12 protein-coding genes are annotated in these 25,973 nt (G+C 61.9%); 6 read left to right on the top strand and 6 right to left on the bottom strand.

The features are described from left to right. The first annotated feature begins 10 nt into the window (after positions 1-10). A complete protein-coding gene (locus N8H74_RS26040; RefSeq protein WP_262151399.1) occupies positions 11-12,505 on the top strand; it encodes a filamentous hemagglutinin family protein in 12,495 nt (4,164 codons plus the stop codon). A 133-nt stretch (positions 12,506-12,638) separates the two neighbouring features. Here N8H74_RS26040 and N8H74_RS26045 read toward each other — a convergent pair whose 3' ends face one another. Then, a complete protein-coding gene (locus N8H74_RS26045) occupies positions 12,639-13,835 on the bottom strand; it encodes a hypothetical protein (RefSeq protein ID WP_262151400.1) in 1,197 nt (398 codons plus the stop codon). Between the two features lie 164 nt (positions 13,836-13,999). Then, entirely contained in the window at positions 14,000-14,926 is a 927-nt protein-coding gene (locus tag N8H74_RS26050) for a LysR family transcriptional regulator (protein ID WP_262151402.1), read from the bottom strand. 109 nt (positions 14,927-15,035) lie between these two features. Between N8H74_RS26050 and N8H74_RS26055 the strand changes: the two genes are divergently transcribed. The 3 genes from N8H74_RS26055 to N8H74_RS26065 are packed head-to-tail and all read left to right on the top strand — an operon-like array spanning position 15,036 to position 17,301. Next, complete coding sequence (locus tag N8H74_RS26055; RefSeq protein WP_262151404.1) at positions 15,036-15,932, top strand: pirin family protein; 897 nt, start codon at positions 15,036-15,038, stop codon at positions 15,930-15,932. Positions 15,933-15,970: 38 nt separating this feature from the next. Next, on the top strand, positions 15,971-16,438 hold the full coding sequence (locus tag N8H74_RS26060) for a hypothetical protein (RefSeq protein WP_262151406.1): 468 nt from the start codon (positions 15,971-15,973) through the stop codon (positions 16,436-16,438). Between the two features lie 2 nt (positions 16,439-16,440). Then, complete coding sequence (locus tag N8H74_RS26065) at positions 16,441-17,301, top strand: SDR family NAD(P)-dependent oxidoreductase (RefSeq protein WP_262151408.1); 861 nt, start codon at positions 16,441-16,443, stop codon at positions 17,299-17,301. 81 nt (positions 17,302-17,382) lie between these two features. Here the strand turns inward: N8H74_RS26065 and N8H74_RS26070 are convergent, their stop codons facing one another. Next, a complete protein-coding gene (locus tag N8H74_RS26070; protein WP_217833496.1) occupies positions 17,383-17,541 on the bottom strand; it encodes a DUF2986 domain-containing protein in 159 nt (52 codons plus the stop codon). Between the two features lie 6 nt (positions 17,542-17,547). Then, positions 17,548-20,127 (bottom strand): EAL domain-containing protein, encoded by a 2,580-nt coding sequence (locus N8H74_RS26075; RefSeq protein ID WP_262151410.1) that lies wholly within the window; start codon positions 20,125-20,127, stop codon positions 17,548-17,550. 389 nt (positions 20,128-20,516) lie between these two features. Here N8H74_RS26075 and N8H74_RS26080 point away from each other — a divergent pair, with 389 nt between their 5' ends. After that, positions 20,517-23,564: an EAL domain-containing protein gene (locus tag N8H74_RS26080; RefSeq protein WP_262151412.1), complete on the top strand. Its 3,048-nt coding sequence runs from the start codon at positions 20,517-20,519 to the stop codon at positions 23,562-23,564. Between the two features lie 105 nt (positions 23,565-23,669). Continuing rightward, on the top strand, positions 23,670-23,930 hold the full coding sequence (locus N8H74_RS26085) for a DUF2790 domain-containing protein (protein WP_217833498.1): 261 nt from the start codon (positions 23,670-23,672) through the stop codon (positions 23,928-23,930). A 45-nt stretch (positions 23,931-23,975) separates the two neighbouring features. Here N8H74_RS26085 and N8H74_RS26090 read toward each other — a convergent pair whose 3' ends face one another. Both N8H74_RS26090 and N8H74_RS26095 read right to left on the bottom strand, forming a co-directional pair. Continuing rightward, positions 23,976-24,908 carry a LysR family transcriptional regulator gene (locus N8H74_RS26090; protein WP_217833499.1) on the bottom strand — a complete coding sequence of 311 codons (933 nt, stop codon included), beginning with the start codon at positions 24,906-24,908 and terminating at the stop codon, positions 23,976-23,978. Between the two features lie 101 nt (positions 24,909-25,009). Then, the gene (locus tag N8H74_RS26095) at positions 25,010-25,963 is read right to left on the bottom strand and encodes an aldo/keto reductase (protein ID WP_262151414.1); all 954 of its coding nucleotides are present in this window, start codon (positions 25,961-25,963) and stop codon (positions 25,010-25,012) included. Positions 25,964-25,973 lie beyond the last annotated feature (10 nt).

A 25,973-nucleotide genomic window follows, 5' to 3' on the forward strand; every position in this document is an offset into this window, starting at 1 on the left:
TCTCGTAGTGATGCTCGCTCGCCCGTCCCGTCGTCGTACCCACGTCCAGTCCTTCCCGCGTGATGCCGTGGACCCGGCGCTGTGGCTGCTCAAGCCGCTGGCGCAGGCCGTGGCGTTGTGTCTGGTGGCGGGCAGTGCGCACGCGCAAACGGCGTTCAGCTCAAGCTGGTTCGCCGCCAAGGGGGCTGCGCAACAGGCGGCCGCCGCGCGGCCGAGCGTGGGCGGGTTGCCGGGCATGACGCCGCCGCTGGCGCAGCAGCAGAAAGCCAACCAGCAGTTGCAGCGCTCGATCCAGACCCTGAACAACACCGTGGCGGCGATTGCCGCGCAACAGGCCGCGCAAGCCGCCGGGCGGGCTGCTGCCTTGGGGACGGTGCAGTTTGTCCCGGACGGTCTGGGCGAGGGTGGTCTGAAGGTCGACAACAGCCTCACGCAAGGCTGGCAGAACGCCAAAGGCCCGCAGCAGACCCAGGCGGACGGCAAGACCAACGTGCGCATCGAGCAGACCGCCGACAAGGCGATTCTCAACTGGGAAACCTTCAACGTCGGACGCAACACCACCGTCGAATTTGCCCAGCAGGCCAATTGGGCGGTACTCAACCGGGTCAATGATCCAAGTGCCCGGCCAAGCCAGATCCAGGGCCAGATCAAGGGCGACGGCACGGTGATGCTGATCAACCGCAACGGCATCGTGTTCAGCGGCAGCAGCCAGGTCAACGTGCGCAATCTGGTGGCCGCGGCGGCGAACATCACCGATATCCAGTTCCGTGATCGCGGCCTGTACTTCGACAGCACCGGCAGCCAGCCGACCTTCACCGACGCCGCCGGTCAGGTGCTGGTAGAGCGCGGTGCCTCGATTGAAACCCGAAAACCCGCGACGTCCACCGATGCCGGCGGCTATGCCTTGCTGCTCGGCAGCGAAGTACAGAACGACGGCAGCATCAGCACCGCCAAGGGGCAGACAGTGCTCGGTGCCGGTGATCGTTTCTATATCCGCAAAGGCTCGGGCACCGAGGGGAACGGCTTCTCCACGACCTTCGGCAGCGAAGTCGTTCCCGGCTTCAAGGCCGACAGCAACGCCGGCAAGGTCAGCAACAACGGCTTGATTCAGGCCGCCACCGGCGATATCACCCTGACCGGTCATGACGTCCAGCAAAACGGCGTGCTGCTGGCCAGCACCTCGGTTGCGACGCGCGGCACGATTCACCTGCTCAACCCGGCCAGCGACACCAGCGGCAGCGTCACCCTGGGCCAGGGCAGCGCCACCGCGATCATGCTCGACAGCAGTGACCTGACGGCACTCGACAGCCAGCACAAGGCCGCGCTGACTGGCGTCGACGCCAACAACCGGATTCGCGGCGACCAGTCGCGTATCGACATCCAGAGCGGCGGCAGCGTCGAGTTCCAGAACGGCTCGATCACCCTTGCCACCGGCGGCCAGGTCGCGGTGGCGGCGGGGCTGCGCAGTCTGGTGCGCGACGGCGCGATGATCGATGTGTCCGGCGCCATCGGCGTGAAAGTCGCGATGGAATCCAACAACATCAAGATCAACGTGCAGGGCAACGAGCAGCGCGATGCGTCGGTCAACCGCGAAGGCGCGGCGCTCAACAGCAATGACGTGTGGGTCGATGTGCGCGAACTGGTGTATGTGCCGGCGGGCACCAACGGCTATGCGACTGATCGTTGGTACACCGCCGGTGGCTTGCTCGAAGTGGGCGGTTACCTCGGCACCCAAGGCCACAGCGTCGGTGAATGGATGGCCCAGGGCGGCACGGTCAGTTTCGCCGGCAACGATGTGGTCAGCGAGAAAGGCTCGCTGATCAACCTGTCGGGCGGCACCCTCGATGTGCAGAGCGGCGAGATTCGCCAGAGCTGGTTGCGTGGCGCCGACGGGCGTCTGTACGAAGTGTCGAAGGCCCCGGGGGACATTCTCTACAGCGGTTTGTACAAGGGTTATGAGGACACCAGCCAGCGCTGGGGCCAGACCGAGTATTACTACAGCCCGCTGATTGCCCCGACCAAACGCCAGGAAGCGGGTTACACCGTGGGCCGCGATGCCGGGCAATTGGTAATTGCGACCGGCAACGCGGTACTCGACGGCCAGTTGCTGGGCGAGGTGTATCAGGGTGAGCGCCAGACCCGCACGCCGCGCGCCGGACTGGATGGTTATGAGCAAAGCCAGACCGCGCTGGCGCGGCGTGGGCAACTGATCGTCGGCCGTTACGACCCGGCTTACGTCGCCTCTGCCGGTGGCTTGCTGTACAGCCTCAATCCGTTGCTCGATCGCGTGCAGATTGGCGGCGAGCGTCCGCTTGCCGAGGACGATCTGCAACTGACCGGCGCAGTGTCCGACGCGCGCAAGGGCAAGCTGTTTCTCGACACCGATCAACTCAATGGTTTCCGCCTCGGCGCGCTGAAGGTCGCGGCCAAAGACCGGATCGAAGTCAACGAGGCCGTCAGCGTGGACACTGGCGGCGACATCACCCTGTACGGGCCGGATGTGCAGGTCGATGCCAACCTGACGGCACGCGGCGGCAGTCTGCACTTGGGTAACGTGCTCAATCAGTTGCTGACCAGCACCCGCACCGACACCCAGATCACCGCGCAACCCGGCAAACCGACGCAGGTGGCGGTGGGCGAGGGTGTGCAGCTCGATACCCGTGGTGTCTGGAGCAATCTGGGCACCGATCCGGACGACGGCGCCAGCCTGGCTTATCTGAACGGTGGGTTGATCTCGATCCGCAGCAGCGCTGACATCGACATCGGGGCGGGCAGCCTGCTGGATGTTTCATCCGGCGGCGCGGTGCTGGCCAACGGCAAGACGCGCGGTGGCAAGGGCGGTGACGTGACGCTGGAGTCCAGCGCCAACACGGTCGCCGGCACTGCGAAACTGAAGTTTGACGGCGACGTGCGCGGTTACGGCGTAACGGGTGGTGGCACCCTGACGGTTCAGGCCGGCAAGGTGCTGATCGGCCAGACCGACGAGGCACTGACCGACGCCACTCTGCAATTGGCGCCGAGCCTGTTCGACAAGGGGTTCTCCGCCTATAACCTGATCGGCCTGAACGGCTTGACCGTCAGCGACAACACCCGAATCGATGTGAGCATGCCGGTCTATCGCTTCGGCGAATCGGCAGCGGGCCAGGCCAGTGGGGTGGACCCACGCTCCGCTCTGGAACTGTGGACGCCGGCGCTGTATCAGGAAGATCCGCTCAAGGGCGTGCTGACCCGCCGGGGTGGCGCGAGTCTCTCGTTGCAGGCCGGGGCGAGCCGGATTGATCTGGTCGATGCCGCCAACAGCACGCTGACCATCGGTCGCCAGACGCGGATCAGCGTCGATCCGGGGCAGCGCATCAACCTGCGCGGCGGCGGCCAGATCACCGTCGACGGCGAACTCAATGCCTGGGGCGGGACCATCGATATCCGCCAGCAGCAGTTCGGTGCGGTCGATCCGGCGACGTTCGCACAGAACTTCGATCCCAAGGCCCATGACCGTTCGATCTGGATTGGCGAGCAGGCCGTGCTGGATGTCGCCGGACGCGCGGCAACCGCCACCGATGCCCTGGGGCGCACCTACGGACAGGTCGACAAGGGTGGCAGCATCGTCATCGGCGGCGAGATCAATTCGAAGCTGGCCACGGCGACGGCGGCCGACGCTTACGTCATCGTCCGCCCCGGCGCGCGGCTGGAAGCCAGCGGCACCGAAGCGATGCTGGATATCGCCGGCCAAGGTCCGACCCGTATCGCCACGGATGGCGGGCGGATCAGTTTGAGTGCCTACAATGGCCTGTTCATCGACGGCCATTTGCACGCAGCAGCGGGTGGCGCCGGAGCGGCTGGCGGGCAGTTGGACATCGCCCTGGAAACACCGCTGTATCGCCTGCCTGAAGCACTCAACGAGGTGCGCCTGCCCAGGGAAATCATCATCGGGCAGCAGGCCGAACAATCGCTGCTGCCGACGGATCTGCAACCGGGGGAGTCCAGCCCGGAACTGCAATACGGGCGCGCGCGCCTGAGCGCCGATCGCTTGATGTCCGGCGGTTTCGACAACCTGAGTCTGTTGAGCAACGGATTGCTGTCGTTCGACGGCGATGTCGATCTGCACATGAACCAGAACCTCAACCTGTACGCCGGGGCGATTTCGCTGGCGGAAGGTTCGGCGGACACCGCGCGGATCAACTTGTCGGCGCCTTACATCCGGCTGTCCGGGGTGGGCAATTACTTTGCGATTCCCGGCTCGTTGCGCCCACGGGTAATTAACAGCCCGACCACGCGCCTGTCGTCTGCGCAGCTCACTGCCACGGCTGATCTGCTGGATGTGGTCAACAGTCTGTCGTTCGGCGCCAAAGGCAGCATTGCCCAGTTGAATGCGCCGGACTCGCAGGTCAGTCGGCGTGGATTCGATCTGGTGTCGCTCGACAGTCGCGGCGACCTGCGCTTTCTGGCGCCGACCGACAAGCAGGTGAAATCCCAGTTGTGGGCCGCCGGTGACCTGAACCTCACCGCCGCGCAGATTTATCCGGCCAGCGATACCGCTGCCGAAGTACGCGTCGGCTATCAGGGCGGCACCGACGACCCGGTGCATACGCTGCGCGTCGGTCGGCACGGGTCGGCGCCTGCCGCGTTGCCGTACTCAGTGTTCGGCAGCCTGTCGCTGATCGCCGGCAATATCGAGCAGGGCGGGGTGATTCGGGCGCCGTTGGGTGCCATCAGCCTGGGCGATGAAATCTTCACCAAGACCCGTGAGCTGAGCTTGCTGCCGGGCAGCGTCACCTCGGTCAGCGCTGCCGGGCTGGTCATGCCGTATGGCGGCACCACGGACGGTATCGACTACCGCTATAACGGTGAGTCGGTGGTGCTGCACGGCATTGCCGGCGGCCCGGCAGGCGTCACCCTCAAGTCGCAATACGTCGACGTGCAAAGCGGCGCGCTGATCGATTTGTCCGGCGGCGGCGACTTGCGCGGTGCGGGCTTCGTGTCCGGGCGCGGCGGTTCGACCGATGCCCGTTTCAACCCGTTGGTGCGCAATGCCAGCGACGGCACTTTCAGCCTGCCGGGGCTGGCCAGTAACCCGGTCTATGCCATCGTTCCCGGCAATCAGAGCGCCTATGCACCGATGCTCGGCGAGAGCGGTGCCGTGGACCCGCGTATTGGCCAGCAGATCACCATTGGCGCCGGCGTGCCGGGGCTGGCGGCGGGGACCTACACACTGCTGCCGTCGACATTCGCCTTGCTCCCCGGCGCGTTCCGCGTGGAGATCAATGGGCAGACCCCGCAAAGCCTGGCCGGCAATGCGTTGCAGATGCGCAATGGTTCGTGGAGCAGCGCCGGGCTGTTGTCGGTCGCCAATACCGGTCTGCGGGACAGCGTCGCCAATCAGCTGATCGTGACGCCGGCCGATGTCTTGCGCCGTTATTCGCAATACAACGAAACCAGCTTCACCCAGTTCATCAAGAGCGATGCGACTCGCCGTGGCGTGCCGAGGGCGCTGGCGCCGATGGACGGGAAAACCCTGAACCTGGAATTGCTCCAGGGCGGAGAACATGACGTTGCCGTGAATTTCAACGGTCAGGTTCTGTTCAACCCGACCGAGGGCGGCGTGAAGGGCGGGGCGGTGGTTCGCGGCGGGGCTTTCAGCTTCGAGATTCTTGGCGGCGGGCATACCCGCACGCCAGGTTTCAGCGGTGTTTCGTTGTATGCCGATACGCTCAACAACCTCGGCGCCGGCCGTCTGACCATCGGCGCCCGGCCAACGGTAGACTACGCGTCGGCCGGCAATATCATTTCGTTTCTCGGCAGCACCTCCGACATCACGTTGCGCGAAGGCGCGGTACTGTCGGCGCCGGAAGTGCTGTTGCGCACCAACACGGCGGAAGGCGGCATCACCGTGGAAGCCGGCGCCGGGATCAACACTCTTGGGCGCGGCGCGGTGCCGTACGATTCCTCGACCGGTTACATCTACCAGACCGGCGCCGCCAGCCTGCTGTTGCTGTCCAACGGCTGGACCAATGTCCTGGCCCCGGAAGCCAGCAGCGGAAGTTCGGCCTCCGGCAGTCTCACCATCGGTACGTGCCAGGCGACGGCCTGCGATCAGCCGACGGTGCTGTATTCCGCCGGCAGCATCACCGCCGCTACGGACAAACAATTCGATCTGGATGACGCGGTGCGTTTCGGCACGCGGCATCTGACCCTGGCCGTGGGCGCGGTCAATGCCGGCAGCGCCGAGGCGCTGGCAGCGGCGGCGGGTCGTGTGCCGTCGGGTCTGACCCTCAGCCAGAACGTGCTCGATCGCCTGCTTCAGGGCGATACCCAGTTCGGTGCCCCGGCGCTGGAAACCCTGAGCCTGACTGCGCGGGATTCGTTCAACTTCTTCGGCAACATCACCCTCGATACGCTGGACCGACAGACCGGCCAGAGCCTGTTGCAGAATCTGGTGCTGACGACCCCGGCGATTTACGGGCAGGGCGAAGCCGACGACGTGGCGACCATCCGCACTGCCAACCTGATCTGGAACGGCGCCACGCAGAAACCTGCCAGCGTCATCAGCGGCGGCGCCGGCAGCGGTCGCGGCACCCTGGACATCCAGGCCCGCCGCATCGAGTTCGGCTACGGCCCGAACCCGCAGGCGAGCGGGCTGGATCAGAACGATCGTCTGGCGTTGGGTTTCAGCAACGTCAACCTCACGGCCAGCGAACGCATCACGGCCAACCACAAGGGCAGCCTCGCGGTGTATCAGGAGCAGGGCGTCTATGACCCGGTCAAGGGCTACGTCTACAGCGGCGGCAACCTCAATCTGCACACGCCGTTGCTGACCGGTGAAGCGGCGTCGGTCAACACCCTCAAGGCCGGCAACAGCCTGACCCTGAGCGGTGCCGGGACGGCCCCGGTGGCCAATGCGCTGGGCGCGGAACTCAATCTTGAGGCCCGCGATGTCGTGCTCGACAGCCGCATCGCCCTGGCCAGCGGCAAACTGCAGGTCAAGGCTGAGGATGACCTGACTCTGAGCGGCAACGCGCAACTGGATCTGGCCGGGCGCACCTTGCCGTTCAACGACGTGAACAAGTACAGCTGGGGTGGCGACGTCGCGCTATACAGCCACAACGGCAATATCCGTCAGGCCAGCGGGTCGCGGATCGATCTGTCGGCGCAGAACAATCAGGCCGGCAATCTGAGTGCGGTGGCGCTGGCGACGGATGCCGGCACGGTCGATCTGCAAGGTGCAATCCTCGGCGCCAGCAGCGGCTATTACGACGCCGGTGGCACGCTGGTGCCGTACAAGGCCGGTGGCGTGGAGATTCGTGCCCAACGCCTGGGCGGCGATCTGAACGAGCAATTTGCTGCGCTCAACCAGCGCCTGAACGCGGGCCAGGTGTTCGGCAGCCGCCGCTTCCAGCTCAAGCAGGGCGATCTGCTGATCGGCGACGGCCTCAAGGCCGGTGAGATCAATGTGTCGGTGGACAATGGCAGCCTCACGGTCGGTGGGTTGATCGATGCTAGTGGCGAGCGGGTCGGCAGCATTCGCCTCTCGGGGAAAAACGCTCTGACCCTTACCGGCAACGCCGTACTCGATGCCCATGGCCGCGTGCTGCGGGTCGACAGCTACGGCAAGATCATCGATGCGCCGAACCGCGCCGTGGTCGAACTCAATGCCGCTGACGGCCCGCTGACTCTGGCCTCCGGCGCCCGCATCGACCTGCGCCACGGCACCGATGCAGCCCTCGGTAAACTGCCGGGGCAGAACGACGGCACCGCACGTGGCACGCTGGAACTGAACGCACCGCGTCTGGGCACCGATGACATCGCCATCGATGCCAGCGGCGCGCTGAGCATTCAGGGTGCGCGCTCCATCGGCCTCAACGGCGTACGTCGCTACACCGATGCCCGCGATGGCGTTGATCCGGCGGCCAGTGGCCGGCCGTATCAGGTGATCGATCAGGCACTGTTCGACCGGATTGACGCAGACAACGGCGCATTCATCGATGCGGCGCTGAATAACAGCGATCTGCTGCAACGCAAACTCGCCGGCCTCAATAACGCCACCTACGCCGATGCGTTCCATCTGCGTCCGGGCGTGGAGATTGCCAGCCAGACGGCTGACGGCGATCTGGTGGTGGAGGGCGATATCGATCTGTCCCGTTACCGCTACGCCAGCCTCAACCCGCATACGCAGAAGACCGCGATTTATGGCTCCGGCGAGTCCGCCAGCCTGGTGATGCGTGCCGGCGGCAACCTCGACATCTACGGCAGCCTCAACGACGGTTTCGCGCCGCCGCCGGAGACTGTCGATGATGCCGGCTGGAAACTGTTGCCGGGCGTGCAGCCATTCGGTGGCGACCTGATCGTGCCGGGCACGGGCGTGACCCTCGCCGAGGGTACGCAGTTTCCGGCGGGCACCACGTTGAACTATGACTTGCCGATTCAGGCGACGACCTTCGCCAGCGGCACCTTGCTGCCGACGGAGGGCGTGCTGGCCGGCGACTACACGCTGGCGGCCGGCACTGTGTTGTCCGGCGCCGTCCACGATGCGGCGGGCGATCTGTTGTACGCCGCCGGGACCTTGCTCCAGGACAGCGTGACCCTGCCGGCCGGCAGTCGCCTGGGCGCCGGTATCCGCTTGAACAACGCCACCGCCCTGCAAGCCATGCTCTGGCCCAAAGGCGTGCCGCTGCCGGGTGCGGTGGGTGCGGACAACAAGGTCGGCGGGGTCAAGTTGAGCGGTGCGCTGGCGTTGCTGCGCGGCTCGCTGATTCCGTCCCTGACCGACGTGGTACTGGCCGATGGCACGCAGTTCATCGAACTGCGCGGCTACACCAACACCACCCAGCAAGGTCGCAACTGGGCCATCGCGAGCATGCTGCCGGCGGGCAGCTCTTCGTGGTCACTGCGTCTGGTGGGCGGCGCCGATCTCGAGGCCGCCGACAGTCGTGCCCTGAAGCCGCTGACGGCCGACGGCAACCTGCGCCTGGCGGACACCCATTACGGCTTGAAAGTGGTGGAGAAAAAACTCGACACCGTCTGGGCCGAAGGCAATCCGCTCGGCTATCCGGCGGGCGAAGTGGTGAAAGACGAGGACATGTTCTATTGCGACGTCCTGCCCGGTGCCTGCATCGCGCCCGCCAAATTCCTTTGGGCCGAGGGCAACATCCTGGGCATGACGCCGGGCACGCCGATCATCGACGACGACCTGTTCTGGTGCGATATCGACCCGAACTCCTGCACGCCGAACAAGGGCGGGATCACCGTCACCACCCACTCGCAAATGTTCAGCGTGCTGCGTACCGGCACCGGCGATCTGGATCTGCTGGCCGCCGGCAACCTGAGCATGGACTCGCCGTTTGGCGTGTACACCGCCGGGACTCAGTCCCGCGATGTCGATCCGCAATACAACCTGCCACGGGGGCGGCTGTCGGACGACGGTTCGGTGCTGGGCAGTCAGGGTGGCGATTACGAAAAATGGGTCAACGGTGGCAGCGACAGTCTCTACCAAGCCTGGTATCCGGAGTTGGGCGGCAACCTGACGATCAATGCCGGCGGCTCGGTGTCCGGGGATCTCGTGGGACGTCGGGGCGTCAACTCACAAGCCGCGTTGCGCGAGCAGGTGGCCAGCGTGTCGGTGGGCAACTGGCTCTGGCGTCAGGGCAGCGGCAACGCGGATGTGCCCACCGCCTGGTGGATCAACTTCGGCAGCTACGCGACCCAGCCGTTGCCGGATCAAAGCGTCGACACCGGGCCGTATCTGGTCGGCTTCACCGGGTTCGGCGCCCTCGGTGGCGGCAACGTCAGCCTGCGCGCGGGGGGCGATGGCGGGATGCTCAGGCCGTTGGGCGACAGCGGTGTGAATCCGCGCAGTCAGGGGCTGATCGTCGCGGTGGGCAGCACCGGTCGGGTGGGCAGCGACGGCAGTCTGCAATTGACCGGCGGTGGCGATCTGGATGTGCGCATCGGCGGCACCTTGAATCCGTCGCTCGAAGCGCGCTCGGGTAAAACCGGCGTAGCCGCGCCGCGTCATGATCTGCAAGGCGCCCTGATCAACCTGCGGGGCGCGGCGCAATTGACGGGGGGCGCGCTCGGCGCGATCAACCTGCAATACGGCGCCTATTCCGCTTATCAGGACCCGCGCGAAGTGCGCGCCTTCGACCCGTTCACTGCGACCATCGGCAATGCCGGCGGTGGGCTGGTGCTGATTCCCGGGGATTCGGGCATGCGCCTGAGTACCCGGGGGGATCTGGTGCTGGGAGGGACGGCGGATCCGGGACGGGTACGTTTGCAGAACTCCACGCCGTTCACCGACGCGGACGGCGTCGAGCACACGGGTGGCGGCGTGAGCAGCTTCTCGCTGTGGACCGATCACACGGCCATCGACCTGTTTTCCGCTGGCGGCAATCTCACGCCGAGTACGCAGATGGCCGAGGTTACCGAGGGCGGCACCCTGACCACCGGGACCAACACGTCACCGACCGACGGCCGCTTCGTGTATCCGTCGATCCTGCGCGCGGTCGCGGCGCAAGGCTCGATCTATGCCGGGCCGTCCGCCGCCTACAACATCTCCAGCGTCTATCCGCTCCTGAGTTATTCGCTGTTGCTGGCTCCTTCGCATGCCGGGCAACTGGAGTTGCTGGCGGACAATTCGATCTATGCCGGCGGCTACGGGATCAACCAGTCCGGCGCGAGCCTGTCGGCCATTGCCACGCCGTTTGCTCCGGCCTTCGACGGCTACGCCAGCAGCAGCGCCAACCAGCCGCTCGTGAGCAATTACGGCAGTGATGGCAATCGGGCAAACCGCAACATTCGTTACCCGTTGTTCGCCTTCGGTGCCGACAGCTATTCCGGGTCGAGCGGTGTGCAGGCACCGGCGCGTTTCTATGCCTTGAGCGGCGACCTGATCGGTATCCGCAGCGGCGAGACGTTGAGTTTCGATCCGTCGAAACGCACCTGGTACGAAGCCGCAGGCCCGGTGTGGATGCTCGCCGGACGTGACATCGTGGCGTCCGGCAGCTACCTGGGCCAGACCGTTGCCGGGGCGAGCGACATGGGCGACGGCGTCGACAGCGTCACCTCCACAGGCAACCTGTTCATCCACAACGACCCGCGTGATGTGTCGCGGGTTTCGGCGGGGCGCGACATTCTCTACAGCAGCTTCGACATCGCCGGCCCCGGCGTGCTGGACATCAACGCCGGGCGCAACATCCTGATGGAAGATCGCGCCAGCATCATCAGCCTCGGGCCTCTGGTGGCGGGGGACAAAACTCCGGGTGCGAGCATCGTGCTGCAGGCCGGCGCAGGCTCCCAAGGGCCGGATTATTCGCGGTTCATCGCGCGCTATCTGAACCCGCAAAACCTCGCCAGTCCGGACACCGCCCTCAGCGGTCAGCCGGGCAAAGTGGTCAAGACCTACCTTGGCGAATTGCAGAGCTGGCTGACCCTCGGCTACGGCTTCAGCGGCAACGAAGAACAGGCCAAAGCCTTCTTCGCCGAGTTGCCGGGCGCCGAGCAGGCGGTCTTCGCGCGGCAGGTGTACTTCGCCGAACTGCGTGCCGGCGGCCTCGAATACACCGACGCCGACGGCCCGCGCAAAGGCAGTTACCTGCGAGGCCGCAACGCCATTGCGGCGTTGTTCCCGAGCGTCGATGTGGCCGGCAACCCGATCCGCTACGACGGCGACATCACCCTCTATGGCGGTGCCGGGGTCAAGACCCTGTTCGGCGGCGACATCCAGATGCTCACGCCGGGCGGCGGCCAGGTGTTCGGCATCGAAGGCGCGGCGCCGCCGTCCACGGCGGGGATCATCACCCAGGGTTCGGGCAACATTCAGCTCTATTCCCAGGGCAGCATCCTGCTGGGCCAGAGCCGGATCATGACCACCTTCGGCGGCTCGATTCTCGGCTGGTCCGCCGAGGGCGACATCAACGCCGGTCGCGGCTCGAAAACCACCGTGGTCTACACCCCGCCCAAGCGCGTGTACGACACCTGGGGCAACGTGACCCTGTCGCCCTCGGTGCCGAGCACCGGTGCCGGTATCGCCACTCTGAACCCGATTGCCGAAGTGGCGCCGGGCGACATCGACCTGATCGCGCCGCTGGGGACCATCGACGCAGGCGAGGCGGGGATTCGTGTCTCCGGCAACGTCAACATCGCTGCGCTGACGGTGGTCAACGCCGCCAACATTGCGGTGCAAGGCAAGGCCACCGGCGTTCCGGTGGTAGCAGCGGTCAACACCGGCGCCATTACCTCGGCCAGCTCCGCCGCATCCACCGCCACGCAAGCGGCAGAAGACGTCGCGCGTCAGCAACAGGCCGCCTCACGACAAAACCAGGCCTCGGTCTTCACCGTGCAAGTCATCAGCTTCGGCAACGAACAGCTGGCCCCCAACCGCGACGGCGCCAGCCGCGCACCCGCGCCGGGTTACAACCCGAACAGCCCGGTGCAGGTGCTGGGAGCAGGGGCGCTGGATGACCAGGCCAAACAGCAGCTGACGGAGGAGGAGCGCGGACAGCTGACGTTGTAAGGACTCTCGTGGCAGTACGCTTCGGGCGGCCGGTTGGCCGCCCTTTTTTTCGTGTTTTCTGTGGGGGGAGACACAAACTTCGGGGTACGAGCCCCGAAGTGGCACTGGTACTTTCTGGCTAATAGGTGGCTTGTCAGATATCCCGAAGCTCGACTGACTGAGCGCTTAGCGCAGCGAGCATTCTGTTATGGCGCACCTCGAAGCTTTCACGATGAGGGATCACGTCGATTTTATCCAGCCTCAGCTTTTCACGCTGCTCCGGGTGCTGTTGGGCAAGTGCCCTGCGCAAACTATCGAACAGGGTCATGTCGTATTCTTCGTAGAAGTGCTGCTCAGTGATGAATGTAGAGTCGTGAAGGAAAACCTCCCGTTTCTGGCTGGACATTTCGGCGAGTACCGAAGGGGTCATGAACCACTCGTTGCTACTGACCATGAGGGATTCGACCAGATCGATGGCCGCGTAGTCGCAGGAAAAATTTTCCATCAGCCTGTCCAGCAGACTCTGCTGCATTGCCTTTGGAACGACGCCCATTACAAGCGTGGCGTGTTGGTAAGGGATGACAGCGAAGTAGAAGTCGTGTCGAGCTCCGTTTGCTACACACGGAATAATGCAGTTGATAGCTACGGGTATTCTGAAGCCCAAGCGCCTGAAGGGAATGTAGTGGCTCAGTTGTTCGGTGGTAAATACGCTGTGGCCTTCCAGCGACAGATCTTCGTTGAGCGCCAGTTTTTTCAGCAGCTGACCTGGAAGCTCCATCAACTGGGTCGATCGTCGAAGATCTGCATCAGCAATTTTTGCGTGTTCGGCAATGAAAAGCGCACGGCCGTCTTCAGATTGCAGCCATGGGTGCTCGTCGGTATCAATCTCCGCCAGAATGCTGTCGACATCCGTTGCCTTGAAGTCCGAATGGCTAAGAGCAGCGATCCTGGACTCATCGGCACACTCGGAAATCACGGTTCTATAGGTTTGCAGGAGCAAACCTCGTGCATCCGATATCTCGTTGTTGTCCAGCGTCGAGAACAAAGCATCATGTTCTTCGCAGAAACCATTGAAAGCCGTAGCATCGTGGATACCGATTCTGCCGAACTGTAATGTCTTGATATCCTTCTTCCGGCGCGACTCGATGGTCGACAGGTGTCCCTCTTCGGCGATTGTTGCGAGAGAGATAGACTCCGAAATGGCATGAGAGAAAATGCTTTTTTTCGTGCAACCGGGGTACAGACAGTCCCACTTTCCGTTGCGTCTCAGAATCGCCTTCACTTCTCGCTCATGACGATTGTCACGGTCTATCCGCGTCTTTGAATGATCGCTTTCATTTGTCATGGTCATCCTGCATGCCCTCCTTTCGGCAGGGGGGCACGTTACCGGCTTTTGCTCATCTTTTAAAAGTGACGGAATACGGTGACATGTAGTTGTGTAATCCGAGCCCGGTGGTCCGTTAGGTTGTTAAGGACTTGCCTATGGCCTGTCAGAGGATCACATCAATCGGCTGGCTATGTCGGCACTACATGGTCATGGCCCAGGTCTTTATCCACCCCATTCATCCTCTCAATCACCAACCCAATAAACGCCGACACCGCCAGCGGCAACTGGCGTCGGCTCGGGTACAGCACATTCAGACCAAACCCCTTCGGCTGGTATTGCGCCAGCACCGGCACGAGGGTGCCGGCGTTTATCTGATGGTTGGCCATCACCGGTGGCAGCAGGGCGATGCCCAGGCCGGCGACGGCGGCTTTGCGCAGGGCCTGGGCGGTGTTGCCGCTGAAGCGGCCGGCGACTTGCACTTCTTCCTCGCCATTGGGGCCGACCAGGTGCCAGGTGGCGTGGCCGCCGGGCTGGGCGGAGATTAGGCAGTCGTGGTTCGCCAGGTCTTGTAGCGTTTGCGGGGCGCCGCGTCTTGCGATGTAGGCGGGGCTGGCGACCAGTCCGACGCTGCGGGGATCGAAGATCTTGCGGCCGATATAGCCGGAGTCGCGCAAGGGGCCGCCGCGAAAGGCGACGTCGATCTGCTCGGCGATCAGGTCGGCCTTGGCGTCGCTGAGCACGAAATCGAGGCGCACCCGTGGATGCGCCGCGAGAAATTCGGCTACCCATTCCATCTGAAAGAAATCGAAAAAATCGGCGGGGGCCGCCACTCGCACCCGTCCGCTGGGCTCGTCGCTGCCGGTCACCAGGGCCTGCCCGGCTTCAAGCAGACCATCCACAGCTCCCACGCAACGATCATGAAAGGCCTGGCCGGCGCTGGTGAGCGTGAGCTTGCGGGTCGAGCGTTGCAGCAGGCGTGTTTGCAGGTGCGCTTCGAGCTGCTGGATGCGCCGGCTCACGGTATTGGGCGGCATGCCCAGCCGCCGTGCGGCTTCGGCAAAGCTGCCGCAGCGCACGACCTGGACAAACATGGCGATGTCATTGAGATCGAGCATGGTGATTCCTGACGCTGATGGATGAGTGCAATCCAATTGTATCGGCTAATCAAGTAATCGGCCTGGCTCTATTGTTCGAGCCATTCATCCATTCTTGCGAGCAACCACCATGACTTTGCACCCGCAATCCCGTTCCGAGCGTGACCCCGAGACTCACCGCGCAATCAGCTACCGCACGACCGGCAGCGGACATGGCGCGATCGTCCGGTTGATGAGTCCTTCCGACCTGGGGCATCTGATCAAGCCGTTTGTGTTCCTCGATCTGTTCGAAGGCGAGAGTTCGTTCATCAAAGGCATGCCCATGCACCCCCATTCCGGGATTGCCACGGTCACCGTGATCACTGAGGGCAATCTGCGTTTCGAGGATGCGGACTCGGGCACGGGCATGATCGATTACGGCGGCGTCGAGTGGATGCGCGCGGGTGGCGGGGTGTGGCACGGCAAGGAAATGTCGCCTGGTACGTCGAAGCGCATCCAGGGCTTTCAACTGTGGATTGCGCTGCCGCCTGCGCTGGAAAACGCCAGTGTCGACAGCCAATACCTGGAGTCGGGCGCGATGCCTGAAGCGGGGCCGGCGCGGGTGATTCTCGGTGCCTATCAAGGTGTGCAAAGCCCGGTTCGCGCGCCGGACGGCATGAACTATCTACTGGTCACGCTACGAGCCGGTGAGTCCTGGACCTATGTGCCGCCCAAAGACCATGAGTCGCTGTGGCTGAGCGTCAGCCGTGGAACCTTGGCCGCTCCCGGTCTTGTCGACGCCGGAGAAATGGCCATCTTCGAACCGGGCAACGACGCCGTGACCCTGACAGCCCTGCAACAGGACGCGGTCTTCGTCATCGGCTCGGCCACTCCGCATCCCTATGAGTTGGCGTTGGGCAACTACTCGGTTCACACCAACCCGCAAGCCCTGCGTGCCGGCGAGGAAAAAATCGCCGAGATCGGTGTCCGGTTGCGCGAGTACCTGCGACAGCCCAACGACTCGGCCAGCGTGCCGGTTTTCAGATAAGCCGGGCGTCAGGCCCAACCGGTCATTCAGGAGTTGAAATGGTAGAGCATCGAATCAAGGCCGATCTCGGCGGTGGCGACTTTGGCTGGCTCAAGGCCCGGCATCACTTCAAGGTCACCCCGGACGGCAATCCCGCGCACCGTCCGTTCGGCGCGCCGGTGGTCTGGAATGACGACGAGATCGCCCCCGGCATCGGGTTCCCGATGCACGGGTATCAAAACATGCAGATCGTCAGTTACGTGCTGGCCAGCGGCATGCCCGGCGATGAAAGCGCCTTGCCCATTCGCGCCGATGCCCGTGTGCCGGGGGCGACACTCAAGGGCGGTCAGCGCTTGAGCAGCGATTGTTCGGGCACGCGTCACGCCGATCTGGTGCCGACCCTTGGTACAGTGAATGTCAACGACGAACGGGTTGAGGCCGGGGACGGTATCGCCATGACCACAGAAGCCTTGCAGGTGGTTGAAGCGCTCGACGACACCGAAGTGGTCATGGTCGAGGTATTTTGAGCATGAACACGATCATCATGACCGGCGGGACGTTTGGTCTGGGCGAAGCGGCTGCGCAGCGTCTGGGCGCAGCCTCTGGCACTCGCCTCATCGTGGGCGGACGGGAAACCGCCGTGCCACTGGATCTGGCGAGCCAGAGCAGCGTCCGGCAGTTCGCCGGGCAAGTACTCGACACCTTGGGCAAGACCAGGATCAACGCGCTGGTCCTCAACGCCGGACTCAGTTTCCCGACCACGGCGCGCACCGTGGACGGTCATGAAACGACTTTCGCGGTCAATCACCTGGGGCACTACCTGTTGTTGCGGTTGCTGGCGCCATCACTGGCGCGCAATGCCATTGTGCTGCTGACCACCAGCAACACCCACGATCCACGGTTCAGCCCGGTTGCGCCGTTTGCGTTTGTCGATGCGCACCAACTGGCGCAGCAGGACCTTGGGCGGGGTGCGGGTGGCGAGGTCGAGTTCGAAGCTGGATTTCGCGCCTACGCCACTTCCAAACTGTGCAATCTGCTGACGGCCCGAGCCTTCGCGGCGTCGCCCGTGGTCAGGTCCCGGCGCTTGCGGGTGATCGCCTACAACCCGGGTTATACCCCCGGCACTGGCTTGGGACGCAATTTGCCGAACGGAACGCTTCCGGGGCCGGCCATGGCGTTGAGTCCTTATTTCGCTGAAAGCATGCGCGTGCAGGCCGGCGAGGTGCTGGCCGATCTTGCATCGGGGCGCGTCGCGCCGCCGAGGGGGCGTCTGTATGCGTCGTTGGTCAGAGGTGAGCTGACATGGCCGCAGCCCTCCGACCTCGCGCGCCGTGACGACGTTGCACAGCAATTGTGGCGTGACAGCGCGGTGCTGACGGCGATGGCGTGAGCGGTGTCCGATGGGCTATCGGTGGCGGCGTCAGGGCAGGGCGGGAGAGCCGGATCGATCGACTCTCGCGTTGACTCGGGATCAGCTTTCGGTGGCGGTGACGGCCTCATCGCTGGCTTCGGCTGCCAGCTTCAAGCGATCCGCCTTGCAGATGTACTTGGGCTTTTTCGGCGCCAGTTTGGCGCTGGCCTTTTTGGCCTTGGCCTTGAACAGCTGCTGTAATTTTTTCTGACGATTCATGCGGGTTTACTCGACTTGCAGGTTCTTGAATGGCGCCAGCTTAATCCATTGCGCGAGCGCCTCGCCAGGCAATGGCGCCGAGAAGAAGTTGCCTTGGCCGATCTCGTAGCCCTGGGCCTTGAGAATGTCACGCTGATGCGCCGATTCAATCCCCTCGGCCACCACCTGCAAGGAAAGCCCCTTGCCGATACCGATCACTGATTCGCTCAAGGCGCGGCATGAGTTGTCATGTTTCAGGTCGTCGACGAAACTCTTGTCCAGCTTCAACTCGCTGATGGGCAGACGCCGCAGATAGCCGAGGCTGGAGTAACCGGTGCCAAAGTCATCGATGGCCAATCGCACGCCCAGGATGTGCAGGTCGCGAATGGTTTTTTCGGTGGCCAGACTGTTGGAAAGCAATACGCCTTCGGTCACTTCCACGCACAAGTCGGCGGGTTGCAAAGCGCAGCGTTGCAATTGTTGATCGATCAGCCCCGCCAGATTCAGATTGTGAAAGTTGATCGGCGACAGATTGATCGACATCGACGGCACGCTCAAACCTTGTCGACGCCACTCGGCGAGCTGCTCGCAGGCCTCGCGCAACACCCATTGGCTCAGGTCGTTGATGAGCCCGCATTCTTCGGCAAGCGGAATGAATTGCAGTGGGGAAATAGCGCCCAGCGTCGCGTGCGACCATCGGGCCAACGCCTCGACACCGACCAGCCGCCCACTCGCCAGATGGATCTGCGGCTGATAATGGAGTTTCAGGTCATTGCCGGTGAGGGCTTCACGCAGCGCCGTTTCCAGCATCAATCGTCCTTGCGCGATCCTGTTCATCTCTTCGAGAAAGAAAGAAAAACTGCCACGCTCGGTGCGCTTGGCCTGGTACATGGCGATGTCGGCCCGGTGCAACAGGCTTTCCATGTCTTGACCATCACCCGGAAACAGACTGATCCCGATGCTCGCCGAAACCACGACCGAGGTGCCCGCGATCGTCGTCGGGCTGCTCAGGATGCTCCGCAGACGCTCCAGAAAAACCGTGACATGTGTCGCGTTCATCCGTGGCAGGACCAGCACGAATTCATCACCGGACAACCGCCCGACAAAGTCAGACTCACGCAGCACGCTGCGCAAGCGTTGCGCCATGACCCGCAGCAACTCGTCCCCCGATGCGTGACCGAGGGCATCGTTGACTTGCTTGAAGCGGTCGAGATCGACAAACAGCACGGCGAGTTCGGCGTTCTCCCGTGCCATTTCGAGAATGCAGCGCTGTGCCTGGGACATCAGGAAGTTGCGATTGGGCAGGCCGGTCAAGGCATCGTAGAAAGCCATTCTGCGAATCGATTGCCGGGCTTCTTCCCGTTCCAGCGCCAACATGCACAAGTGCGTGCCCGCCGCCACCAGATGGGTGTGCAGCGGATCGGGGCCGCGACATTCCCGGAAGTACAGCGCGAACGTCGCCACGATCCGTCCGGAGCCGTTGCGCACGGGGATCGACCAGCAGGCGCGCAGGCCCGACTCTTTCGCCAGCGCCTTGTAATCGGCCCATAGCGGGTCGTTGTTGATGTCCGTCACCAGCACCGGTTCGCCCCGGTAGGCGGCGGTTCCGCACGACCCGGCGACGGGGCCGATCGATAAGCCCTCGATGGCCCTGGAGTAATGCGACGGCAGACTCGGACTGGCCAACGGGTGCAGAACGCCTTCCATGTCCACGCCCAGGATCGACACGATCACCTCGGGAGCGATGCGCTCGATTTCCTGGCACATCAGCGTCAGCACGCTCTCCAGCGACTCTTCTTTGAGCAGCGCGCTGATGACCTTTTCCTGCAGCACCTCATGCAGCTTTGACTGGGTGATGTCGGTCAACACGATCACGATGTTGTCGATCTGCCCCTGGGCGTCGAACACCGGCGTCGAGGACACGTGGACCCATAGTCGCTGACCGTTGCGCTTGCTGATCAGCGCGCTGTCTTCGTGGGGCTGACCGCAGAGAATCTTTTCCAGCCTCGGCTCCGCAGGTGCCTGGGCGTGGATATCCGAGACGAAGAACATCAGCGGTGATTGCCCGATCACGTCCTCGCGGGAATAACCGAGCAACCGGATGAGCCCGTCATTGACATAGATCAGCCGTGCATGGGCATCGACGATGCAGGTGGCGGAACTGGTGACATTGACCGACATGGACAGCAAGCGGTGTTCGATGTCTTTGAGGCGCAGTTGCGTGACGTCCTTGAGGAAGGCCGCGTACAGGATTCGCTCGCCGAGGGCGATTTTCGAGATGGACATCGTGCCCCAGCGTTCTTCGCCGTTCTTGCGCACGATCTGGATGTCGCGGCTGACCCCGACAATCTTGTTGATCCCGGTCTCGCGGTTGGCGCGGACATAGTCATCGTGATGGGGGCGCAAGGGATACGGAACCAGGGTGCTGACGTTGCTGCCCAACACTTCCAGACGCGGGCAGCCCCAAAACCGTTCGGCAGCGGTATTGAAGAACACCACACGGTTTTGATCATCGATGATCACCACGGCGTCGATGGCCTGTTCCAGGGTCTGTACGAAGAAGTCTTCGGCCTCGTCGCCGCTCGTCAGTCCGACTTTTGCATTCATTGCTGCCAGTTTCCATGCAACCACCGCGCTTTATCCGTAAAGGCCTGTGGGACACCCTGAAACCCTCTAGACCGGAGGGGGAACGCGTACATTTGACGTTGAAAAAACGCGAGTTCAATTGCCCGATTCAAAAGCTGAGAATAGCCGTGTTGTGGCGAACTTACGAAAAACGCGGCGCAGGTCGCGACTTACTCTCCGCATTACCTCCATGATAATCATTGCGATGAATAATCATCCTTCCCGCGGCAGGCTCTTTGGTATGCCATAAACAGCAACTTGAATCGGAATGACTGATTGTCAGACACGTTTTTGTAAGCATCTAAGAGGAAAGGAATTTAGTTGGCTTTTCTGACCGTTTGACCAATAACGACTGCAAAAAAAACAGGTCGATGCGCAGATTTAACCATTTCAATCCAACATGGCTTTCTTATAGAATTCGCCGCCTTGATGGCTCCTCGCCATTAGCGTCTTCCGAAACGACAACTCTGCCATACCGCGCGGTGACTTTCTATCCGGTACAGCCCTGCGCATTAAAACCCTCTAGTACGAGCCTGGACCGCTGGCCAGAAACTTTCGGCCGGGCTGATTCTTTTACAAAATTTCCCTGGCTGTCCAAGACAGAGGAGGATTATTTGCTTCGCAAGCTCGCAGTGCCTCGTGGTTTGAGGACGGTCCTGGCTACCGCTCTGGTATTTCAATGTGCAACTTTAATCCTTAGTTTCTGGCTGGTGACCAGCAACCAATCGAGTATCGGAACCCTGTCCAATGTCGCCGTCGACCAAGTCGATGCGGTGGCGGAAACCGTTCAACACTTGATGGAGGCGCGGCTGTCCCTGTCGCGTGCCAACACCCGTATCGTACTGTTCAATTCCGTTCCACAGGAGATGGTGCAGCACGCGCGTATGGAGTTGACCCTGGCGAATGAATCGTTCGACCGTTTTCTCACTCGCACCCGAGTTGATGAAGAAAACCATATTCGCGTCCAGGCACTAAAAGATGTCTATTCGCGTTATGTGAATGTACTGAATCAATTGCTCAAATACACCGGGGCTGGCGATGTGCAATGGGCACTTGCGCAACCGGTACAGGATATTCAAGAGGAATTTTTACTGGAGCAAAAGAACTTCATAAAGTATGGCAATAGCGTCAGCAAGACTTCACTTCAGTCGATGGGTGACCGATTTGAAATATATATGGCTGCCGCCGCGATGATTCTTTTTCTGGTGTTGGCGACGACCTTTTTCTTTTTGTACATCATCAAGAAAGTAGAAAAGAGCCGGCTGCTTAAAATTGCAGTTAATAGAACCGATAGCGCCATTGTCGTAACCAACTCGAGTGGCATCATTACGTATGTCAACGAAGGTTTTGTGCGCATGTTGGGTTATGAGGCATCCGATCTGGTAGGGAAGAAACCGGACGAGGTATTTTATGGTCGGCATACGGATCAGGATGCGATCTTTTCCTTTAGAAACAGCATCCAGAGCGGCGTCAGTCACACCACTGAGTTGCTGGTCTACAACAAGTCAAAGAATCCTTTATGGGTGCGTGTGGTTGCCAACCCGGTGTTGGACCCTGAGGGCGTTCAACAGGACGTCGTGGCGATCGTGACAGACATCACCGAAGCCAAGATGAACGACGAGTTGCAGTTCAAGGTGCTGAGCGCCATGGCCCGAGAAGAGTCGCTTCCCGATGTCATGAAGCTGATTTGTCTGGAAATCGGCCGTATCGCCCCCGAAATCGGTGTTTCGATCAGGCAGTTCGATGAGCGTGGCTGCCTTCCGCTGGTCGCGGAGTTCAACTTGCCGGAAGGGTTGATTCAGTCATTGGAAAACCTTGCCGAGCGCTCCATCCTGAAAAAAATGGATGCGCAACAAAGCATCATGTTGAACTTCACTGATCCCGCATCGTACACGGGCGATTGTGTCGATCATGAACTCTCGCAATCACTCGGTTTTACCGCTGGCTGGATCAATACCATTCGCTCCAACAACGGACGCATCCTGGGCACGTTGACCCTTTATTATCGCGAGAGTCACCTTCCGGCAGCCCAACAGTACCGGTTGCTGGAAACCAGCCTGAAACTGTGTGCGCTCGCCCTGGAGCGCGATAGTTTCATCAACGATATTGAACGGCTGGCCTATTACGACAGCCTGACGATGTTGCCCAATCGGCGCATGCTGATGATGAAAGCCAATGCGATGATTGCCAATGCTCAACGCGCGCAATCTTCCATGGCGGTGTTGTTCATCGACATTAATAAATTCAAGCAGATCAATGACTCGCTCGGGCATGCCGCCGGGGATTTGCTGCTGTCGGAAATCGCCAGGAGACTTCAGGGGTCGGTACGGGGCAATGATTTTGTCAGCCGTCTTTCCGGGGACGAGTTCGTGATTATTCTTTCGCCTTCCAATGCTGAACAGTCGATTGCCTTTTCAGAAAGAATGATGAGCAAGTTGGCGGAACCGATGATGTTGAACGATGTAAAAGTCGTGCCTTCCGCCAGTATCGGCATCGGTATTTATCCCGACCACGGCAGCGACATTCAGTCGTTGCTGTTGCATGCCGACCAGGCGATGTACAAGGCCAAGTCGGCCGGTCGTCAGGTCATTGAAGTCTTCGATCCGGTGGTTACTCCTCCGGTCGAGGACGAGCTGACGTTGAGCCTGGCAGTCAAGGATGTGCTGGCGTCGGATCAACTGGCGATGCATTACCAGCCCCAGATCATGCTCGACGACTACCGGTTGTTTGGCGTCGAGGCGTTGGTGCGCTGGTGTCATCCGCAACTTGGAGACATTCCGCCGAGCCGCTTCATACCCTTGATGCGCGATGAAGGCATGATGCCCGAGCTTAATCGCTGGGTACTCACCGAAGCCTGTCGGCAGATGGTCCAATGGCGCGACGCCGGGCTTGTGGTCCCGCACATGTCGGTCAATATCTTTCCGGTGGCCTTTCGCGACAGAGCCATTGTCGAGTTCATCCAGACGTTACTGGCCAGACATGAATTATCGCCTTCCTGTCTGACGCTGGAGGTCACCGAAGACTTCATCCTGGACGCGACCGACACGGTGATATCGGTCATCACCGAGGTCCGGCAACTGGGTGTCAGTCTGTCCATTGACGATTTCGGCACCGGTTACTCCAGCCTGAGCTACCTGCTGCGCCTGCCCGTCAACGCGATCAAGCTGGACAAGAGTTTCATCGACGATATCGAAAAAAGTGCGAGCGCCCGCACGCTCGTTCAGTCGATTGCCGGGATCTGTCATAGCCTGCAATTGAACATCGTTGCCGAAGGGGTCGAAACCGAGGGGCAACTGGAGATCCTTCGAAACCTGGGCTATCACGTCGCGCAGGGTTATTGCTTCTCTCGTCCGCTGGAGCCGGAGGATCTTGCGCTGTGGGTGCATGAGCGTTCGCATTCATACCTCTCCCGGCAATAGTCTTTGTCCAGCCGGCCGATTTTTCCCCTGTCGGCTGATCCCTAACATCGTCTCCAGGCCGCCAGCAATCACGCTCCAGCGGCCTTCAACGAGACGGTGAACATCATGACCTTGAAGAAAACGGCGCTGCTTTTGATCCTCGGCACCTTCGGCGCACATGCTTATGCAGCGGACAGCGCAGAAGCCAACGCCACCCCGATCGAAACCTATGATTACGCGACCAGACTGGATATCGAACACGTCATCTCCATCACCGAACCCGCCAACGAATGCGCGCCGGTTCCGGTACAGATGACCTACGAAGACTCCTACGGCGAACGCCACGTTCTGCAGTATCAAGTGATGGGCACCGGCTGCTCCAGTTGAGTCCGGTGCAGACGATGGAGGGTCGACACTCCATGTCTGCGGCACTCAGTTTTTAGCGCTGACGATGGCCTGATTCGCCGCAAGCATTTGCGGAATCGATTGCTTGAGAAACTCCACCCACGTCTTGATTTTCGCATCGACGAACCTGCGCGACGGATAGATCGCGAACAGGTTCAACTCCTCCAGCCGATACTCCGGCAATATCCGCACCAGCGTTCCCGCCCGTAATCCCTCCACGGCCGATGCTATCGGCTGGATACCGATTCCTATGCCTTTCCTGATCGCAATGCTCATGCCGTCGGCGGTGTTGATGTGCAGGGGCGACACGGGAATAGTGATGGTTTCCATGCCGTCGGGTCCTTCGAACGTCCAGTTCTCCACGGGCATGACCGTGTTGACGATCCGCAGGCACTCGTGTTCGCACAGCGCGGCGGGGGAGTCGGGTGTGCCGTGTTTTTCCAGATAGGCCGGCGCCGCGCAGAGGATGCTGTAGGTGATGCCGAGCCGTTGCGCGACGAAGCCGGAATCCGGCAGGTCGCGGGCCAGCACGATGGACATGTCGTAGCCTTCCTCGAGCAGATCCGGGACGCGATTGGTCAGGGTCAGGTCGAACATCACCGTAGGGTGAATCTCGCGGTAGCGCGCGATGGCGTCGATCACGTAATGGTTGCCGATGGCGGACATGGTGTGGATCTTCAGCCGGCCAACGGGCAGGGTCTGGGCGGCCCCGGCTTCTTCATCGGCCTCGCGCACGTCATCAAGGATTTTTTCGCAGCGTTGCAGGTAGCGCACACCGGCTTCGGTGAGGGCCAGGCGGCGGGTCGTGCGGTTGATCAGGCGGGTGTGCAAGCGGGCTTCGAGGCTGGAGACAGTTTTGGAGACGTTGGTTGTGGTGGTGTCGAGCAGTTCGGCGGCGGCGGTGAAACTGCCGGTCTGGGCGACTGCACTGAAGAACCGCATGCTCTGGAAGACGTCCATGGTTTTGGCCTTGTTGGGGTGCAGGGATTATAGGTGCGCGGCCCGGAAAAACAGCCCTCTCCCGGAGAGAGAAGGCTGCGACCTGAATCACGCGCAAAACTTCAAGCCGAACGCGCTGGAATAAACCCCGGAACCCCAGTCTCCACTACCGAATTGAAGCGAATCCGCGTCGTGATCTCGTCCTTGATCTCATGCATGGCCCGATGCGGCAGGGTGCTGATGTCGACGTTTTCCTGAATATGGCTCGGCGTCGCCGAGGTCGTCAGAAACGCCGTGCCGCGCTGCACCGCCCAGGCCAGCAACACCTGCGCCGGCGTTTTCTGCACGCGTTGGGCGATGCCGGTAATCACCGGCTCCTGCAGCACATTCGGCACCATGCCATGCCCCAACGGAGCAAACGCAAGAACGATAATCCCGTGCTCTTTGCAGAACGCCAGCAGTTCCCATTCCGGCAGGTACGGGTGCGACTCGATTTGCACCACCGCCGGTTTGATCCGCGCGGCGGCAACGATTGCCTTGAGGGCGTCGAGGGTGATGTCCGATAGACCGATGGATTTGCAACGGCCTTCATCGACCAGGCTTTCCATGGCGCGCCACGTCTCCAGCAGCGTCACGCCGCCGTCGTAGATGACGTGCCCGTAAATGTCCCGTGGGTCCTGATCGTCCCCGGCCTGGAAGGCGAACGGGGTGTGGATCAGGTAGCAATCGATGTAGTCGACCTGCAGCCGCTGACAGCTCGCTTCGAACGCCGCTCTGACCCGCTCGGGACGGTGGTTGGTGTTCCACAGTTTGGTGGTGATGAACACCTCTTCGCGGCGGATGCGGCCTGCGTCGAAGACTTGCTGGAAGGCCACGCCAATCTGCTCTTCGTTGCGGTAGCGCTCGGCACAATCGAAGTGGCGAAAACCGGCCTCCAGCGCACATTTGACCGCCTCGGTGGTGGTACTCAGATCGCGGAACAACGTGCCGAAACCCACCGCCGGCATCGCGCCCGCACCATTGTTCAGCGGCAATCGTGTGTCGCGCAGTTCATCGCGAATGACTTCGTAGCTCATGACGTTTCTC

This window comes from Pseudomonas sp. B2M1-30, from assembly GCF_025447575.1.
GTDB classification, from domain to species: Bacteria; Pseudomonadota; Gammaproteobacteria; order Pseudomonadales; family Pseudomonadaceae; genus Aquipseudomonas; species Aquipseudomonas botevensis.

Bases quoted from the DNA above. Each gene is read 5' to 3' on its own strand.
- N8H74_RS26040 (WP_262151399.1), top strand. From the start codon at position 11: ATGCTCGCTCGCCCGTCCCGTCGTCGTACCCACGTCCAGTCCTTCCCG.
- N8H74_RS26045 (WP_262151400.1), bottom strand. From the start codon at position 13,835: ATGACCATGACAAATGAAAGCGATCATTCAAAGACGCGGATAGACCGT.
- N8H74_RS26050 (WP_262151402.1), bottom strand. From the start codon at position 14,926: ATGCTCGATCTCAATGACATCGCCATGTTTGTCCAGGTCGTGCGCTGC.
- N8H74_RS26055 (WP_262151404.1), top strand. From the start codon at position 15,036: ATGACTTTGCACCCGCAATCCCGTTCCGAGCGTGACCCCGAGACTCAC.
- N8H74_RS26060 (WP_262151406.1), top strand. From the start codon at position 15,971: ATGGTAGAGCATCGAATCAAGGCCGATCTCGGCGGTGGCGACTTTGGC.
- N8H74_RS26065 (WP_262151408.1), top strand. From the start codon at position 16,441: ATGAACACGATCATCATGACCGGCGGGACGTTTGGTCTGGGCGAAGCG.
- N8H74_RS26070 (WP_217833496.1), bottom strand. From the start codon at position 17,541: ATGAATCGTCAGAAAAAATTACAGCAGCTGTTCAAGGCCAAGGCCAAA.
- N8H74_RS26075 (WP_262151410.1), bottom strand. From the start codon at position 20,127: ATGAATGCAAAAGTCGGACTGACGAGCGGCGACGAGGCCGAAGACTTC.
- N8H74_RS26080 (WP_262151412.1), top strand. From the start codon at position 20,517: ATGCGCAGATTTAACCATTTCAATCCAACATGGCTTTCTTATAGAATT.
- N8H74_RS26085 (WP_217833498.1), top strand. From the start codon at position 23,670: ATGACCTTGAAGAAAACGGCGCTGCTTTTGATCCTCGGCACCTTCGGC.
- N8H74_RS26090 (WP_217833499.1), bottom strand. From the start codon at position 24,908: ATGGACGTCTTCCAGAGCATGCGGTTCTTCAGTGCAGTCGCCCAGACC.
- N8H74_RS26095 (WP_262151414.1), bottom strand. From the start codon at position 25,963: ATGAGCTACGAAGTCATTCGCGATGAACTGCGCGACACACGATTGCCG.